This is a genomic window from Anaerostipes stercorihominis, from assembly GCF_057535655.1.
This window is the reverse complement of record NZ_BAAJCL010000012.1, coordinates 36403-53963: the sequence shown is the minus strand read 5'-3', so window position 1 is coordinate 53963 and position 17561 is coordinate 36403. Positions and strand designations below refer to the sequence as shown.

Sequence of the window (17561 nt, the reverse complement as noted above, 5' to 3'; positions counted from 1 at the left end):
CCTCCTAATTTTTTCCCTCGCTTTTGTTTAAAATTTCAATATCCTGCTTCATTCTGCAAAGGTCTTCCTCTTCTAATTCCAGCTGCATGGCCTTTACATTCTCTTCCATCTGTTCCGGTTTTCTGGCTCCTCCCAGCACATGAAGTCCGTCGATCATTTGTGCAGTCAGTGCAATGACAAGGTTGCTGTAAGTACATTCATATTTCCTGAGATACGGCTCCCAATTGCTTAAAATATCTAAAATTGCTTTTCTTCGTTCCGGAAGAAAAGATGGATTATGATTTCTCACATCGCCTCTGGGAAATGTTGTATCCAATGTAAATTTTCCGGTCAGCAGCCCCTGCTCCAAAGGAGAATATGCCTGAATCGAAACACCCAATTCCTTACAAACCGGCAAAAGCTCTTTTTCAATATCTCTTGCGGCAATGCTGTATTTTTCCTGAATGACATCCAATTGTCCGTATTTACAATACTCCCGAATATTTTCTTCGGATACATTTGAGGCACCGATCGCACGAATTTTTCCTTGTTTCTTTAAGGTCATCAGCGCATCCATTGTCTCTTCCACCGGATAAAGTATGGTATCGGTTGTCTGCCAATGGGTGTAAAGAACATCAATGTAATCGGTCTTCAAATTTCGCAGGCTGTGCTCTACATCCTCGATGATACTCTTCTTAGAAAGATCGCGATATACTCTGGTACCGTCTACTTCTTTATGAAACACCGGCGTTTCGTGACGCCATTCCAGTGCACATTTTGTGGAAAGAACAACCTGCTCTCTTCTGCCCTTTAAAGCTCTGCCTACAACCTCTTCGCTATGATAAAGTCCATAAACCGGAGCTGTGTCAATCCAAACAATTCCGGAATCCACAGCTCTTTGAATGGTCTCAGCCGATAATTGATCATCATTATCTCCCCACCAGCTTCCGCCGCCAATTGCCCATGTACCCATTCCTAAAAATGGTACTTTGATTCCGCTTTTTCCGATTTCGATTCTTTCTTTCATGATTCTTCCTTCACTTCTTTCTGCTTTCATTTCACAAGCTATCTAATTTGACATCATATCCTTCAGACTTTCTCCCTTATAGAATCAGCATAGCATCTCCAAAGGAGAAAAATCGATACCGCTCTTTGACGGCAACTTCATAGGCATTCAAAATATGTTCTCTCCCTGCCAGAGCGGACACTAACATTAAAAGCGTTGACTCCGGAAGATGAAAGTTTGTAATCAGTCCATCAATTACCTTAAACCGATATCCCGGATAGATAAATATATCGGTCCAGCCGCTTTTTGCCTGAACGGTTCCATCATCTTGTGCTACGGATTCCAGAGTTCTGGTGCTCGTTGTTCCAACGGAAATAACTCTCCCGCCTGCAGCCTTTGTCTCGTTGATTTTGCGCGCGTCTTCTTCCTCAATTCGATAAAACTCCGAATGCATATGATGTTCCAAAACGTCCTCCACCTTCACCGGACGAAATGTTCCAAGACCCACATGAAGCGTTACGTAAGCAATTTTTATCCCCATTTCCTCAATTTCTTTCAACAGCTCTTTGGTAAAATGCAGTCCGGCGGTCGGCGCTGCCGCAGATCCGTCATACTTTGCATAGACGGTCTGATAACGGTTTTTATCTTTCAACTGATGTGTAATATATGGAGGCAAAGGCATCTGCCCAAGGCGATCCAATACTTCCTCGAAAATCCCCTCATATTCAAAACGAATCAGCCGGTTTCCTTCTTCCACCACCTCTAAAACTTCTCCTGTAAGCATGCCATTGCCAAAGGAAATTCTTGCACCCGGGCGGACCTTTTTCCCCGGTTTTACCAAAGTCTCCCATACATTATCCTGTTTCCTTTTAAGAAGCAGAACTTCAACTTTTCCCCCGGTTTCTTCTTTTGCTCCAATCAGCCTGGCAGGAATTACTTTTGTATTGTTTAAAACAAGACAATCCCCCGGTCTTAAATATTCTGGAATATTTTTAAAAATATCATGTCGGATCTCTCCCGTTTTCTTATCTAATGTCAGGAGTTTTGAACTTGAGCGGTCCTCCAATGGGTCCTGCGCAATCAATTCTTCCGGCAAATCAAATGTAAAATCTGATACTTTCATCTTAATTGGTATCCCTTCTATCTCTGTCATTTTGCTTTTTGTAGTATACCACGAAGTACCATGAACTTCAATCTTTGAAGGATTGCGGTCGCCAAGGTCACGGGCAGGCCCGGACTTTGGCTTATCGCTATTATAATAAAGGAGATGCCCTTACTCGGACATCTCCTTCACCATGTATCTTATATCTTATTGTTTCCTAAACCCTTTACTTCATCAGAGAAGACACTCATCCTGACCTTCATCCGATCACCTTTTTACTTTTTCAGACAGGAAAGTTTCACGATCTTTTCTTTACATCCACTGAACGCTCCCTTTTCAGCTTTTGTAATCCTATCTGAATTTTCCCCTATTTCATCTTATTACTTTTCTATTTTAAAACCAACAACTATTTTAATTTAAAATAGTCACTTCCGAACCACTCTCTATCTTACCTTAACTTTCATTCGGTAACCTTTTCCTGTGGTACGCAATTTGACTGTGATCGTTGCCGTACCTTTCTTAATCCCTTTGATATTTCCATATTTTGATACCGTCGCAACTTTCTTATTAGACGAAGTGAACTTTAAAATAGAATAATCTAAGAATCCTGTTTTTCGCTTTCCGGCATAATATACACTTGTGTAAATCTTTTTCTTCTTATTTTTCCTTACTGTCACATTTCTGGTTCCCTTGATCTTGGTCACTTTTGATGCCTTGTAGGATACTTTTTTCTTTCTTCCCGGTATCTTCACAAAAGCTTTTGCCTCATAGGAACCGTCTTTTTGCTTTTTCAGATAAGAAGGCTTTACGATCTTTGCCTTACAGCCGCTGAATGCTCCTTTTTCAACTTTTGTAATAATATCTGAAATTTTGACTGTTTTAAGGTTCTTATTATTTCGAAAAGCTGCTTTTCCTATTATTTTCACAGGAAGTCCACTGAGTTTTTTGGGAATTGAAACAGCCTCTTTTGATCCTGTATACTTTTTAATAATTATATATTTCTAGTCAAATGGCTTGCCACCAGTCTCTGTACGCTCAGAAGTATAGACAATTTTATAAGTATATCCATCTGGCAGAGTATTTTCTCCATCTATCAGATTCTCTGGTACATCCCAGCTACCTGTATAATCCTTAATAATTCCACAAATCGTATATGTCTTTTCAATTCCACTTCCTGATTTCAAGATCACCTGATCTCCCAGTTTTATTTGAGATCCCAGTTTTCTTAATTTACTCTTTTCTACAGCGATCTCAGTTTCTCGTTCCGGCATTCTCCCTGATTGAAGCCTTATACACCCTATTTTACATGCGCTTTTATCAAAAAATCCTGCCGTCACCTTTTCTCGTTGCCTTTTTATCATATAAGTTCCTAAAACACCAATCCAACCGCCCTCTTTTATCTCTTCTTTCGACTGTTGCTCTATAAGTTTGGGATTTACCTGATAAAATGCCCCATGCCATGCTCCATGTTCTGTTTTTTTCAGCTGAAACAAAGAATATTGAGTAGACGTAAAAATACCATTAGTCAAGAGTACACTGGCAAATAAAACAGAAAATAGTGTTATCAAAAACACATTCCAGTTTTTCTTATTTTTTATAAATTTCCAGACGATTCCTGTCATCATTTTCATTTTATCTCTGCTCCTGTATCATTCCATCATCCATATGGTATACCTTATCCGCAAACTTCAACAATTCTAAATCATGTGTTACTATCAAAATTATTTTTTCTTCTTTTATTTTCCGAAAAATATTCATAATCTGAATACTCGATTCATAATCCAAATTTCCAGTTGGTTCATCTGCAAATATAACTTCTGCTCCTGAAACTAAAGTTTTCTCTTCTGATCTTTGTCTGCTCTTCCTCGCTTAACAAATACAGTGCATTTTTCTGAAAAAAACACCTGTCCTTCATCTGGAGGACAGAGACCTCCTAACATGCGAAAAAGAGTGGTCTTCCCTGAACCACTCTTTCCTTTGATCATATGAATCCCTCTAAAAAACTCCAAAGTTACATCAGAAACTGCCTTTACAGACTGAATCCCTGTTTGATAGCTTTTGTAATACGATTACATTTTAACATTACTGTTCTCCTATTGTTTTATGTTACCTTCTCCAACAACTCTTACATTTTTCCCCTCTCTTGTATGCTCTATCATTTTGCATATTTTAATGTAATCATAACCACTTCCGGCCGATTAAAAATCCTCTGCGGAAGAATACTGTTTCCAAGTCCTCTGCTGACATACATTGTTGTTTTATTTTTCTTATATATTCCCGCAGTGTATTTCGGAAGCAACCCCTGATCCGGGGCCACAAGCCCGATTTTAGTCAAAGGGATTCGTATTTGCCCGCCGTGTGCATGCCCACTCAACACAACATCAACTTCTGACTTGGCATATCGATCCAGCCATTGAGGTTCATGTGCCAGAAGAACTTTGAAGGCATTTTTCGGTATCTCTTTGATCACTTGATCCGATGCCGTCTCAAAATCATCCGTATATTGGCTAAGTTCTCCATCATCTTCAAATCGCTGATCTCTGATTCCTGCCAGATAGAAATGATCTGAAATCTTCATCGCTTTATTATCTAACTGTCTGACCCCGGCAGCTTTCAAGCCCTTTTTCAATGTCTGATATTCTTTTTGGGACAGCGCATACTCATGATTTCCTGTCACATAATATGTCGGTGCAATCTTGACCGCCTTTTTTACAAATCTCAAAGCCGATGAAATATCTGTATGACTGCTGTCCACCAGATCTCCTGTCAAAACAATCATATCGGGATGCATCGCATCTACTTTATTCAATAATTTTTCGTTCTCTCTGCCAAATTCCTTATTGTGTAAATCCGAAATCTGTACAACACGATAGCCGTTTAACTCTGAATTAATTTTATTTGTTGTATATATATATTCCGAAGTAACTAATACATTATTTTCAAAATAGCAAAATAGGACTGCTAAAATAATAAGCACGATTATTAGGATCATTTTTCTATAGACTTTTGTAATCCTGATATTTTGCCTATATCTTGCATTCATTTATTTCAATCCCCCTGATGTAGTAGCAACATAATATCCTACATAACTAGTCATAACACCATTAATAATTTTATCATTTTTAGCCGCTGAACTAGTATATGTTCGAATACGCTTAAGTTTTCCATTACTACAATTAGATTTTACAACAGAAGAAATTGTGCTATCCGATTTGCTACTATTACTAGTCCCAATTTTTCGTCCAGAGTAATTATTTGAAATATCCATTTTCGTATCTGCATTTTGTTTATCAAAATTATATCCAGACTTTAATCCCTCATGAGCTAATCCGACATCGTATGCAAAATCTCTATCAATTTTTTTCGTCATAAGTGCTGACCAATATGCATGTCGATAAGCATCACCATTACCTTGCCACAGTGTATATGCTTTATATTTATTCGAAGCTGAAGATTCTGCTTGATCCGCACAACTTTTTGCTTTTGCTGCCTTTATTGGGTGACTTGAATAAAGCTTAATTTCTTCACTTGTTAATCTGTTTAAAACGTCAGTATAGCTACCTGATCGTACTAAAGCATCAGTAGAAGTTTTCTCATTTTCATACTCTTGATATTCTTTTTCATCACTTTCTAATTGATTCACCTCTACTTGAGAATTTATTTTATATTTTATTTCATTACAAATGTTTATATACTCTTTCTCTGATATTTCCTCGTTTTCATATTTTGTAATTGCCTCAACTAATTTATTATTCAATTCAATGTATAAATTATTCTGATCTTCATCTATTACTTCATTAGGAAACAAAACATCAGAAGTTTGTTGAGAAATTGTATTAGCCTTAATTACATGTGTGCATTTCAAATTTAAAGACAAAATTCCCGCCCCTACTAAAATCATTCCAATTATAACAAAATTTTTTTCTTCATTTTTATTTTTATTGATGTTTTATATTTTCTCTGTCATTAATATATTATTTTTTTATTTTCTTGTCAACAGCTTTTTTAATTTAAAATAGTTATGTCAAACAAATTTTATTTTCTTGTGTTATACTTAAAATAAGATTTTAATGTAAAAAAATAATTTATAAGAGGTGGCTCTTTATGCGTCGAGAAAAATTAACAGATTCACAACTTTATATTATGAAAATTTTATGGGATTCAAATCATCCTATGGTTGCATCGGATTTCATAAAAGTTGATCCTTCTCAAAATTTGAACACAGTACAGTCTGCAATTCGTGCTTTAACAAAAAAGAATTATATTCGGGTTGCCGATATTGTTTACAGCGGTAAGGTTTTAACCAGAAGTTATGAACCGACACTGACAGCCGATGAATATGCATCAGAAAATATATCCGGCGTTGTAAAAAATCTTCTCTCATCAAATATTCTATATCAATATATAGAAAAAGAAACCGATGAAGAAGTTATCGACCGCTTACAATCTTTATTAGATAAGCGCAAAAAAGAACTGGAAAGTGAGGGTTAATTTTATGTTGCCTTTATCTTATGGCTCTATTTTTACCTGCTGTGCTTTCAGTTCTCTGCTAATTCTATACTTGGTATTTATTCTATCAAGAGAAGGTACTGTTTTACGCAGCGGAACTTCAATCCTATATATCGGATGCTTAGTCGCAATTATCCGGCTATTTTTTCCATGCAACTTTTCCTTTACATATAACGTTGCTTCTGAAAAAATTCTCCCGGCAATCTTTTATATATTCAACATGGAAATTCTGCATATTCCAATCCGAAATATATTTTTTATTGCTACTACTCTCGTGGCTTTCTTCCGTTTATTTTTCTATTTTCAAAAAATGTACCGCTATCGTAAGATGATCCGTCGATTAAAACCTATTGATGATTTTAACATTCAGAAAATCCTCTCAAAAATCTTAGCGGAGAACAACTGTAGAAAACAAGTGGAAGTTTTTCACATTCCGGATATTGGCACTCCATCCATTGCCGGACTCATTCATCCTGTTATCTTTTTGCCCAGAATTAATTATTCGGATAAAGAATTACATTACATTTTAAAACATGAAATGAATCACTATTTTCATCATGATTTGTGGACAGGCTTTTTATGCGAAATTATTATATGTGTTTACTGGTGGAATCCGATTTGTTATTTACTGCGCAGACAAATTAAAAATATCAGCGAATATGTCAACGACCAGCATCTGACCAAATATATGAAAGAAACAGAAAAACTGTCTTATATGGAAAGTCTCTTAAAGGAATCAACTACAAAAAGTCCCGCTGTATGTCTTCCAACTCTGCACTTTCAAGAAGGCAATCTTTCCTGCCTGGAACAACGTTTTCATTTGATTATAAATCCAGAACAGATACAACAGAGCAAGGTCATTCAGTTATTTCATACCTTGGTTATTCTGTCCTCTTTGCTAATCTCTATCCTCTTTGTCTTTGAACCTTCTTCCATCGACAAAGAAACACAAAATACTACTTTCGCAGAACCAACCAAAGAAAATACCTTTTTTATCAAACGATCTGATCAGCGATATGATATGTATGTTGATGAAAAATATGCTTGTTTTTTAGATAATTTAGATGGCTTTTCAGGATATAAAGTATACTCTAACAAGAAGGAGGCAAAACAACATGAAACATTTAACTAAATTTTCTATATTATTTTTTCTTATTCTTTGCTTTTCTGCAACATCTGTTATTGCTGCAGAGCCATCAAATTCTGCGACACCAACGACAGTCTCAGAAGCAGAAACCAGAAGCGATATCATCGTCTGGCGTTATAAATCAATAAACGGGAAACTTTATAAAAGAAAATATAATATTTCCACCCAAAAATGGATTTGTGACTGGATTCCCGCTTAATTACTAATACTTTATCCTGAAAATTTTAACTATAAAAATCGGGACATCAATGATTCTATATCATTGATGTCCCGATTTTTATAATAGCGATAAGCTAAAATCCGGTTGTCTTATTTATCTGCAAACAACATTCCCTGGAAATCATATTTCATCACTCGATATGAGTACTTATCTGCCTCATAGACAAAGGATTTTATGAGTTTTCCATCTTTATCATACTCACCGAAAGTTTTGCTCATACCACTGCTAAACGGAATATTTCCTCCAAGATGCTGCACACTGCTTACGATGGCAGAATACGGCAGCGCAAACTGCTGTGCAAGTTTATAAGTTCTTTTCTTTTCATCTACCAAAAACTTCGAATAATAAGACGTACCACTTTGAAAGTTTCCCACATTGGGATACATTCCCCAGTCAAAGGTCGGAATGGATGCTGCCCGTCCATAATAATTATTGAACATATACAAATAATATTGCCCATCTGACAGAGAATCGTCATGTTCTACCGTGATTGTATGCTGTCCTGCATTTGGTATCAATTCTCCCTCTCGTTTTAACTGATATTTTGCAGTTTCTGTTCCATTATAGATGGTTCCTCTGTGAATAATATAATCAAGTTCCGGTTTTGTATAAATATTCTTTACTTTAATGATGGCGCTTTGTTCCCGGCTGCTTAACACCAGACTGTTATCGTCAACCAGGTCAAATGAGTTCAGATGAATCCAATCTAATTCTGTTCCGCCATAAGTATTCTTTCCGCCTTTTCTTTGAATCGCAAGCTTTCTCATAAGCGGAAGCATTTTCTCGCAATCAAACAGCAGTGATGTTTTTCCTGTCTTAACATCAACCTGAATCACAACATCTTCAATCGTGTCTTTCTTTAAATCATTTACCAGACAGAGAATTTTTTGATTCTTTTCATCATACATAAAATCATGATGGAATTCATAATCCCCCACATCAATGGTTCTTGTCACGCGTCCGAGACGATTGGTAAAGACAATTTTATTAAAATCATAAGAGTACACCATCTGATCGTCAATAAATAAGAATCGGTCGGTGCGATATTTATTCAGAGGCATCCTTCCTCTGGCAACGCCATTATTATCATACAAATAAATATTGGAAACATCTGCCTTATCATGCCCGAAGAGCGCAAAAAGCCCATCTGTCATTTTTACCTTGCTGTCTCCGGTATTTTTCTGAAGAATTGCCGGAATTTCTTCGTCTTTGGGCATCGTAACATAAAAATGAGTTTTTCCTACAGCTCGTTTCTCTTCATTGAAAAATTCCAACGTCACTTTATTCTTTGTTCCCGGCACCAGCCCAATGATTTCATATTCATGCTTTTTTACGTATTTATCGCCGGATAGTGTTTTCAGCTGATGTTTATACACACTGGCTCCGACATCTTCTGCTTCAATGGTGCAGACTGCATAAGAAGCCCTGTCTGTTTCTGCGTAGTAGTAAAGTGATGTTGTATAAGTCCCATAAGCATTTTGCACAACTAACGGATGGTCAAAACTATATTTTTTATCTTTTTTCCATGTTGCCAGTCGGCGGTCTGTTTCTTTTTGATAAGACTCTGTAAAAATATCCTGTTCTTTATGGGTTACAGTTTTTGGGGTTACCTTAATTTCTTTTTGCTTTACACTTGCAAAAAATTGTTCTTCTTTATAATGCCGGTAAGCCCGCACTCCAAAAAAGGATGCCGCAACAAGGAGAATTACAAAAAACACTAAAATTTTTATCCGTTTCCTCCGCTTTTTCTGTCGCTCCCCTTCCACAATGTCTTTTACATTCGTCATTTTTTTATCCTCCAATAAGTAATCTTTGTAATATTATGTCATATTTTCGTAATATTTGCAACTCTTTTGAAATCACCGAAAGTATCAAAAGGCATATTTGGGAATTTTAAGCAGTCACCAAGGTCTCGGTCAAGACCAGACTTTAACTCATCGCTATTACAAAAAAGAGGAAATACTATCCAAAGTATTTCCCCTTTTTCATGATTTCAATCTCTTTCTTATGCTCTAAGTTCAATTCCCAGATTTTTCAGCTCTTTTAAAATCTTATCCACGATCTTAGATACCTCTGCCTCCTCCAACGTGCGGTCTTTTGCCCGGAAGGTCAAAGAATATGCCACAGATTTATAGCCCTCTTCAATCTGACTTCCTTCATAAACATCAAACAGCTCGTAAGATTCCAACAGCTTGCCGCCTTTATCTCTGAAAATTTGCTCTAACTGACCAACAAAGATTTCTTTTTTCATAACCATACTCAGGTCTCGTTTCATTGCCGGGAATTTTGCAACCCCCTCATACTTTCGGTCAAACGTTGCCTTTTCCACAAGAACCGGCAAATCAATGACAGCGACATACACTTCGCCCTTCATGTCGTAGTTATCCATAACCTCGGGATGAATCTGCCCCATATATGCAGCCTGCATCCCTTGAATGGAAATATCAGCCTGACGCCCCGGATGAAGAAATGGATGTCTTGCTGTGGGAACATATTCTGACTGTCCTTTTAAGCCTAGCGCACTCAGAATGTCTTCCACCACACCTTTTAATGTAAAAAAGTCACAATCCCCGTACATTCCCAGTGTCATCTGCATTCTTTCCTCCGGAAGTTCTGTAAGCGGCAATGCTTTTGGCAAATAAATATTTCCAAACTCATACAGTCTTACGTTGGTATTTCGATGCGCCAAATTGGAAGCCAAAGAGGTTAACATCCCATTTAAAGAAACCGTTCTCATAATGCTGAAATCTTCTCCCAACGGATTGGAAATTTCAATTGCCTGCCGTTCTTTCGCATCCTGTGCAAACAGCAATTTATCGAAAACCTTCGGACTTTCAAAGGAATAAGACATGCCGCCGGAGAAACCGTTTTGTTCTGCTGCGTCACGACATACATCCTCCACACGGATTTTAAACGGCTTTTTCCCTGCAGTTGCTTCACCTCTCGGCAATGTCATCGGAATGTTATCATATCCGAAAAATCTTGCGACTTCCTCCGCCAGATCTGCCATACAACGAAGATCCTGCCGGAAACTCGGAATGATCAGCTGGTTGGTTTCCTTCTCATAAACCAGTCCGAGCCGATCAAAATATGTTAAAACTTCTTCTTCTGACACATTGGTTCCAAGAAGGGCATTCATCTTATCAACTTCCAGTGGAAGGCGTATTTCTTCTGCCGGATGAGGATATACATCAACCGCTCCGCCAACAACTTCTCCCGCTCCCAATTCCTCAATCAACTGGCATGCACGATTCATGGCAGCCATTGTATTTTCAGGATCAAGACCTTTTTCAAATTTTCCGGATGCATCTGTTCTTAACCCGATTTTCTTTGAAGACAAACGGATATTGGTCCCATCAAAACAAGCAGCTTCAAATAATAATGTTTGAATCTGATCTGTAACCATTGAGTTTTCGCCACCCATGATACCTGCAATTCCAATTTCCTTTTCTCCATCACAGATCATCAGCACGGAGTCATCCATCGTCCGCTCTTCTCCATCTAGGGTTACAAACTTATCACCTGCTTTGGCGCGACGAACAATAATTTCACGATTGGCAATGGTATCCAAATCATAGGCATGCATCGGCTGTCCATACTCTTCCATAACATAGTTGGTAATATCCACCAGATTATTAATCGGACGAATTCCCATGGCAGATAAACGTCTCTGCATCCACTCCGGGGAAGGCTGCAATTTGATGTTTTTAACCACCCTTGCCGTATATCTAGGACAAAGTTCTTCATCTTCCACGGTTACTTTAATATAATCACTGACATCCTCTTCATTTCCTATCTCAGTCACAACCGGAGGATAAAAATCTTTTCGGAAGGTTGCCGCCGCTTCTCTTGCCATGCCAACCATACTGAAACAGTCAACACGATTGGACGTAATTTCAAACTCTACCACTGCATCATGAAGACCAAGAGCCTCTATCGCATCATCTCCCGGCTGCACCTCTTTCTGAAAGATATAGATTCCATATTCCGGTGCCTCCGGATACAGATCTCTCGTGCTTCCCAATTCTTCTATGGAACACATCATACCAAAGGATTCCACCCCGCGCAGTTTTCCTTTTTTTATTTTGATTCCGTTTTCATTTTTATCTCCATCATGTCCGCCTGCAACACATCCTCCGTCCAATACCACCGGAACCAAATCTCCTTCTGATACATTGGGAGCTCCGGTTACGATCTGAACTACCTCGGTTCCCACATTCACCTGACAGACAATTAATTTATCCGCATCCGGATGTTTTTCTATTGTTTCAATTTTTCCAACAACAATTTTTTCCAGATTTTCATCTAATTTTTTATAGCTTTCCATGTTAGAGCCTGATAATGTCATTTTATCTGCATACTCTTCCACAGAGCAGTCTAAATCCGGCACATACGCCTTAATCCATGAAATCGGTGTATCCATTTTTCTTTCTTTCCTTTCATCTTCCTATTATTTTTTTATAGTTGCTAGAATTGAGACAAGAATCTCTTATCATTTTCGTATAACAGGCGCATGTCATCAATTTCATATTTTAAAAGAGCCACCCGCTCCAGCCCGATTCCAAACGCAAATCCTGAATAAACTTCCGGATCAATTCCGCACATTTCCAGCACATGAGGATGTACCATTCCGCATCCAAGAATTTCAATCCATCCGCTTCCTTTGCACATACGACAGCCTTTTCCACCGCATTTAAAACACGTTACGTCTACTTCTGCACTTGGTTCGGTAAATGGGAAATGATGCGGACGGAATTTTACTTTTGTATTTGGTCCGAAAAACTCTCTGGCAAACTGCTGCAAAGTTCCTTTTAAATCAGCAAAAGTAATCCCCTGATCTACTACCAAACCTTCCACCTGATGGAATGATGGAGAATGGGTTGCATCTACCTCATCGGACCGGAAAACTCTTCCCGGTGCGATCATGCGGATCGGCATTTTGCCAGTTTCCATGATACGTGCCTGAACCGGTGAAGTTTGTGTTCGCAGTAAAATTTCTTTATTAATATAAAAAGTGTCCTGTTCGTCCTTGGCAGGATGGTTCTCCGGTATATTCAGCAACTCAAAATTATATTTGTCATATTCCACTTCCGGGCCTTCTACAACCTCATATCCCATTCCAATAAAAACTCGTTCCAAATCATCCAGGGCAATTTGATTTGGATGACGATGCCCTTTTTCATGAGTCTTTCCGGGAAGCGTAACATCAATCACTTCTTTTTTCATTTTTTCTTCACGGATTCTTTTCTTTAAGAGCGTCATTTCTTCTTCCAGCGCCTTCTCAATGACTGCTCTGGTATCATTGACCATCTGTCCGACCATCGGACGCTCTTCTTTTGCGACATCCTTCATTCCTTTTAATACCTTGGTTAATTCTCCCTTTTTTCCAAGTACAGATACCCGGATTGCGTTGAGAGCATCCATAGCCTCTGCCTGTTTGATTTTCTCCAAGGCATCTTTTTTAATCGCCTCTAATCTTTCTTTCATAGTTCTATCCCTTTCATTTTATTCGTTTTCGGTACACATCCTGTACAACTCTGCAAAGCGTTTTTATAATATATAATATAGGAAAGTTTTTACTTTCCTATATTATAAAAAAACCCGTCCACAAAGGGACGAGTTTTGAACTTGCTCGCGGTACCACCCTAATTCTCATCACAGTTTTCCACTGTTTTGAGCACTTAAGTTTCTGCGTAACGGGCAGACTCCGTTATCTCCTACTGATGAATCTCATCTCGTTCAAAGATACAGCTACGGTGTGAAATTCGGAAGATTATTTCTTCTTACTGTGCACCATCAATGCCTTTAACTTTCCTTATTCTATACCATACTAACTTTATATGTCAATGGCTTTTCCAAGATTTCATTGTTTGAGCATCAAGATATCCGTTCCAACTTCTTGTTCTCCTGTCTGCTCCAATGTAATACTGATGTAATCGGAGCTGTTGCTGATCACCACCGGTGTTATCATATGAAATCCGGCATCTTGCATCTCCTCCAGGTCAAATTGCGCCAGCAAATCACCAACCTTCACTTTCTGTCCCGGTTCCACTTTTACATCAAAACCTTTGCCAGCCAATTTAACAGTATTGAGTCCCATATGAATGAGTACCTCTGCGTGGTTTTGAGAAATCAAAGCGATGGCATGTTTGGTTTGGAAAACAGCCGAAACAACGCCTTCCACCGGAGAAAAAACAGCTCCTTCTTCTGGAATCACCGCGAATCCTTCGCCAAGCATTCCTCCGGAAAAAACCTCATCCGGCACATGCTCCAGTTCAATTATCTCTCCTTTGATTGGAGAATAAATCATTTCTATTTTCCTCTCGTCCTTTGCTTTCCGCTCTATTTCTTTTACCAGACGACGGGTTTTTCGGTCCTCCCTGCCGTCCTCCAAATATTCCTCCAACTGAGATTTGATAATTGTGACTTGCGGTCCGTAAATAATCTGAATACTATTTCCTCGTTTCAAAATTCCTCTTGATCCGGTTCTTCGCAGCACAGCATCATCTACCAAAGCAATATCAGCAAGTCCGCAGCGAAGACGTGTTGCACAGCAGTCAATCTCTCCGATGTTCGCTTTTCCTCCAAGCCCTGCTGCAATCAGCGCGGGCAGCTGAAACGCAGAATCTATGCAATCTCCTCTGTCTTCCTTGGAATACAGGCGTACTTCATCTTTCTCATCCTCACGTCCGGGTGTTTTTAAATCAAATTTTAAAATCAGGAACTTAAATATAAAATAATAAAGCGCAAAATATATAATTCCAATGGGAATCAGACGCATCCAATTGGTTTTATCATTTCCCTGAAGGATTCCAAATAAAAATAGATCAATGAGCCCTCCTGAGAATGTCAATCCGACAGCAATATTCAATATATGAGCCAGCATATACGCAACTCCCGCCAAAATCACCTGAACTCCAAACAACATCGGAGCTACAAATAAAAATGTAAATTCAATGGGTTCCGTAATTCCCGTCGCCATAGAAGTCAACGCGGCAGACAACAAGAGTCCTCCCACTAATTTTTTCTTTTCTGGTTGAGCGCAGTGGTACATTGCCAGAGCTGCTCCTGGCAATCCGAAAATCATAAAAATAAATTCTCCCGAAAAATATCGGCATGCCTCTGCACTAAAATGCTGCGTCAACGGATCTGCAAGCTGTGCAAAGAAGATATTTTGCCCACCCATCACCAATTTCCCAGAAATTTCCATCGTTCCGCCTACGGCAGTCTGCCAAAATGGAAGGTAAAATACATGATGTAGTCCAAATGGTACCAGGAATCGTTTCACCAGTCCAAAAATTAAGGTCCCTAGATATCCGGTTCCTGTCACTAATCCTCCCAGAGAGTAAATCCCCCTTTGAATCGGCGGCCAAACAAAAAACATCAAAATTCCTACGAATACATATACAATCGCACTGATAATCGGTACAAAACGGCTTCCCCCAAAAAACGATAATGCATTGGGTACTTTGATCCGATGAAAACGATTATGAAGAGCTCCGACTCCCATTCCTGTAATGATCCCGCCGAACACTCCCATCTGCAATGTCTGGATTCCCACGGAAGTTGTGATTGTTCCAGCCAGAATATCCTGAGCAATGATTTCATTTTCCAAGATTGCTCCCGTTGCAACTAACAGCGCATTCACCGACGCATTCATCGAAAAGTATGCAATCACCGCCGCCAGCGCTGCCACTTCTTTTTCATGTTTCGCCATACCAATGGCAATTCCCACTGCGAAAATAATCGGAAGATTGTCAAACAGGACCTCTCCTGCCTTCTGCATGACTATCAACAAACCATAAAGAACCGTCCCTTTCCCAAGAACAGAGTTCAAACCATATGCCTCAATCATAGTCTCATTGGTAAAGGAACTTCCAAGCCCAAGAAGCAGTCCCGCCACAGGCAGTACCGCAAGCGGCAGCATAAAAGATCGTCCCATTCTTTGCAAAACGCCAAAGTATTTGTTTTTCATTTTCCATCGTTCCCTCTCTTCATTCTGTTGATAAAAACAAAGCGGACATAATACATTTTAAAGCGTCGTAATCATCACATCCATGGTTCCATCAAACATTGTTTCTTCTTGATCTGAACAAATCAGAAAATGATCCCCTTTTGTTGCCTCTCTTTGATCGATCCTTCCAGTTCCGTCAAGAATACTGACCATCTGAAATGGAACATCATTTTTTACCACATTTTTTCCTGTCATCTGATAACAATGTACCGAAAAATATTCGCTTTGGATGTAAGTCGTCTTTGTTCCGTTTTGAATTCCTTCTTTTTGAAAAGTCTTCTCATGTTCTATATTCGCAGGCACGTTGGTCACATCAATGGACTGCTTTACATGGAGCTGACGTTCGTTTCCATTTTGATCTTTTCTATGATAGTCATATACACGATACGTAATATCAGAGGACTGCTGCGCTTCATAAATCAAGGATCCGCTGCAAATGGCGTGAAGTGTTCCGGATGGAATATAAAAGAAGTCCCCCTCCTCAATCGCAAAGGAATTTAACAGATGATCGTAATCATCTTCTTCAATCGCTTTGATAAATTCCTCTCTTGTCTTTGCATGATGTCCCATCACCATCTTTGTTCCCTTATCAGCCTGCAGTACATACCAGCATTCTGTCTTGCCCAGTGAATTCTCATGCTCGCCGGCATAGACATCATCAGGGTGCACCTGTACTGATAAATCGTTTTTTGCATCAATGATTTTTACCAATAATGGAAACTGCTTTCCTTCAATATTTCCGAAGAATTCTCTGTGGTTGTCAAACAACCATGACAAAGTTTTGCCTGCAAACTCTCCGTCTGCAATCATACAGTCTCCATTTTTATGCGCAGAAATCGCCCAACATTCCCCGGTGTGATCACTGGGAATTTCATATCCGTATACATCGCGCAGCTTATGCCCGCCCCAGATCATCTCTTTGAAAACCGGTTCCATTTTTAAAATGTGTCCCATCATACTACCTCCCTTTATTTTTTCATTTTTGCTTTCTTTTTTGAGGGCATCAGATTTCGCTTTAATACGTCCCAAAAACTCAAGGACCGTACCATATGATCTGATGCTATATACTTATTGATTGCCCGAAGCACCCTCTTAGGTTCTTTTGCCGCGAAAGTATACGTTCCGTTCTTTTTTGTCTGAACCGCAAACCTTGGAATTTTCTTACCTTTAAATAGTACCGATGCAATGATATAGTCTACTTCCTCCCACGGAATCTGAATAAAATCATTGACATTGCGTTCATTAAAAAACTCAAAGCCTTTGTCCCCAATCATAATCTTACCATAGCTGTTTAACCCCAGATAAGATGTTCCATTTACTACAAGATCAACTTTTGTATTAATTGACTGCGCCATATTTCTCCTCCGATTTTAAAATCTCTCTTTTTATTTTATACAATTTCATTTGTTTCTACAAGAAGAGATTCTCGATCTTCCTCTGAGACGAGATGCATCCCGCGGAGCGTTTTTGTAATATAGGAAAGTCAGAATTTTCCTATATTATTAGAACAAAGCGGACAGGTCCGTCTCAAACTCCCTAAATCTCTCAATCCTTAAGGGGTACTGGATATCTTGCAGATGTCCG

General features: G+C 38.8%; 16 protein-coding genes and 1 other annotated feature. Of the genes, 3 read left to right on the top strand and 13 right to left on the bottom strand.

All coding sequences use genetic code 11. The features are described 5' to 3' along the window. Positions 1-4 precede the first annotated feature (4 nt). The 7 genes from AC27EF_RS10710 to AC27EF_RS10680 form a co-directional block, all read right to left on the bottom strand. Positions 5-1006, bottom strand: a complete 1002-nt coding sequence (locus AC27EF_RS10710) for an aldo/keto reductase (RefSeq protein ID WP_487110750.1) — start codon at positions 1004-1006, stop codon at positions 5-7. Between the two features lie 76 nt (positions 1007-1082). Further along, a complete protein-coding gene (gene queA / locus AC27EF_RS10705) occupies positions 1083-2108 on the bottom strand; it encodes a tRNA preQ1(34) S-adenosylmethionine ribosyltransferase-isomerase QueA (protein WP_487110749.1) in 1026 nt (341 codons plus the stop codon). Positions 2109-2530: 422 nt separating this feature from the next. Beyond that, positions 2531-3013, bottom strand: a complete 483-nt coding sequence (locus tag AC27EF_RS10700) for an Ig-like domain-containing protein (RefSeq protein WP_487110748.1) — start codon at positions 3011-3013, stop codon at positions 2531-2533. A gap of 75 nt (positions 3014-3088) precedes the next feature. After that, complete coding sequence (locus tag AC27EF_RS10695; RefSeq protein ID WP_487110747.1) at positions 3089-3718, bottom strand: hypothetical protein; 630 nt, start codon at positions 3716-3718, stop codon at positions 3089-3091. Positions 3719-3916: 198 nt separating this feature from the next. Continuing rightward, a complete protein-coding gene (locus AC27EF_RS10690) occupies positions 3917-4096 on the bottom strand; it encodes an ATP-binding cassette domain-containing protein (RefSeq protein WP_487110746.1) in 180 nt (59 codons plus the stop codon). 146 nt (positions 4097-4242) lie between these two features. Then, positions 4243-5130 (bottom strand): metallophosphoesterase, encoded by an 888-nt coding sequence (locus AC27EF_RS10685; protein WP_487110745.1) that lies wholly within the window; start codon positions 5128-5130, stop codon positions 4243-4245. After that, entirely contained in the window at positions 5131-5964 is an 834-nt protein-coding gene (locus AC27EF_RS10680) for a DUF6973 domain-containing protein (protein ID WP_487110744.1), read from the bottom strand. Positions 5965-6191: 227 nt separating this feature from the next. Between AC27EF_RS10680 and AC27EF_RS10675 the strand changes: the two genes are divergently transcribed. From AC27EF_RS10675 to AC27EF_RS10665, 3 genes are read left to right on the top strand one after another with little or no spacing between them, the layout of a single operon-like run. Then, positions 6192-6578, top strand: a complete 387-nt coding sequence (locus tag AC27EF_RS10675) for a BlaI/MecI/CopY family transcriptional regulator (RefSeq protein ID WP_487110743.1) — start codon at positions 6192-6194, stop codon at positions 6576-6578. A gap of 4 nt (positions 6579-6582) precedes the next feature. Further along, entirely contained in the window at positions 6583-7728 is a 1146-nt protein-coding gene (locus tag AC27EF_RS10670) for a M56 family metallopeptidase (RefSeq protein ID WP_487110742.1), read from the top strand. Further along, positions 7712-7942 (top strand): hypothetical protein, encoded by a 231-nt coding sequence (locus AC27EF_RS10665; RefSeq protein ID WP_487110741.1) that lies wholly within the window; start codon positions 7712-7714, stop codon positions 7940-7942. Before AC27EF_RS10670 ends, AC27EF_RS10665 begins: the two co-directional genes overlap by 17 nt. A 110-nt stretch (positions 7943-8052) precedes the next feature. Here AC27EF_RS10665 and AC27EF_RS10660 read toward each other — a convergent pair whose 3' ends face one another. The 6 genes from AC27EF_RS10660 to AC27EF_RS10635 form a co-directional block, all read right to left on the bottom strand. Next, a complete protein-coding gene (locus AC27EF_RS10660) occupies positions 8053-9750 on the bottom strand; it encodes an aryl-sulfate sulfotransferase (RefSeq protein WP_487110740.1) in 1698 nt (565 codons plus the stop codon). 218 nt (positions 9751-9968) lie between these two features. Next, a complete protein-coding gene (pheT, locus tag AC27EF_RS10655) occupies positions 9969-12386 on the bottom strand; it encodes a phenylalanine--tRNA ligase subunit beta (protein ID WP_487110739.1) in 2418 nt (805 codons plus the stop codon). A gap of 44 nt (positions 12387-12430) precedes the next feature. Continuing rightward, positions 12431-13450 (bottom strand): phenylalanine--tRNA ligase subunit alpha, encoded by a 1020-nt coding sequence (gene pheS / locus AC27EF_RS10650; RefSeq protein ID WP_487110738.1) that lies wholly within the window; start codon positions 13448-13450, stop codon positions 12431-12433. A 121-nt stretch (positions 13451-13571) separates the two neighbouring features. After that, positions 13572-13772: a binding site (T-box leader), on the bottom strand. A 54-nt stretch (positions 13773-13826) separates the two neighbouring features. Further along, complete coding sequence (locus AC27EF_RS10645; protein WP_487110737.1) at positions 13827-15938, bottom strand: PTS sugar transporter subunit IIABC; 2112 nt, start codon at positions 15936-15938, stop codon at positions 13827-13829. A gap of 57 nt (positions 15939-15995) precedes the next feature. Beyond that, positions 15996-16931, bottom strand: a complete 936-nt coding sequence (locus AC27EF_RS10640; protein ID WP_487110778.1) for a type I phosphomannose isomerase catalytic subunit — start codon at positions 16929-16931, stop codon at positions 15996-15998. Between the two features lie 14 nt (positions 16932-16945). Further along, the gene (locus AC27EF_RS10635; RefSeq protein WP_487110736.1) at positions 16946-17332 is read right to left on the bottom strand and encodes a DUF956 family protein; all 387 of its coding nucleotides are present in this window, start codon (positions 17330-17332) and stop codon (positions 16946-16948) included. Positions 17333-17561: the final 229 nt, after the last annotated feature.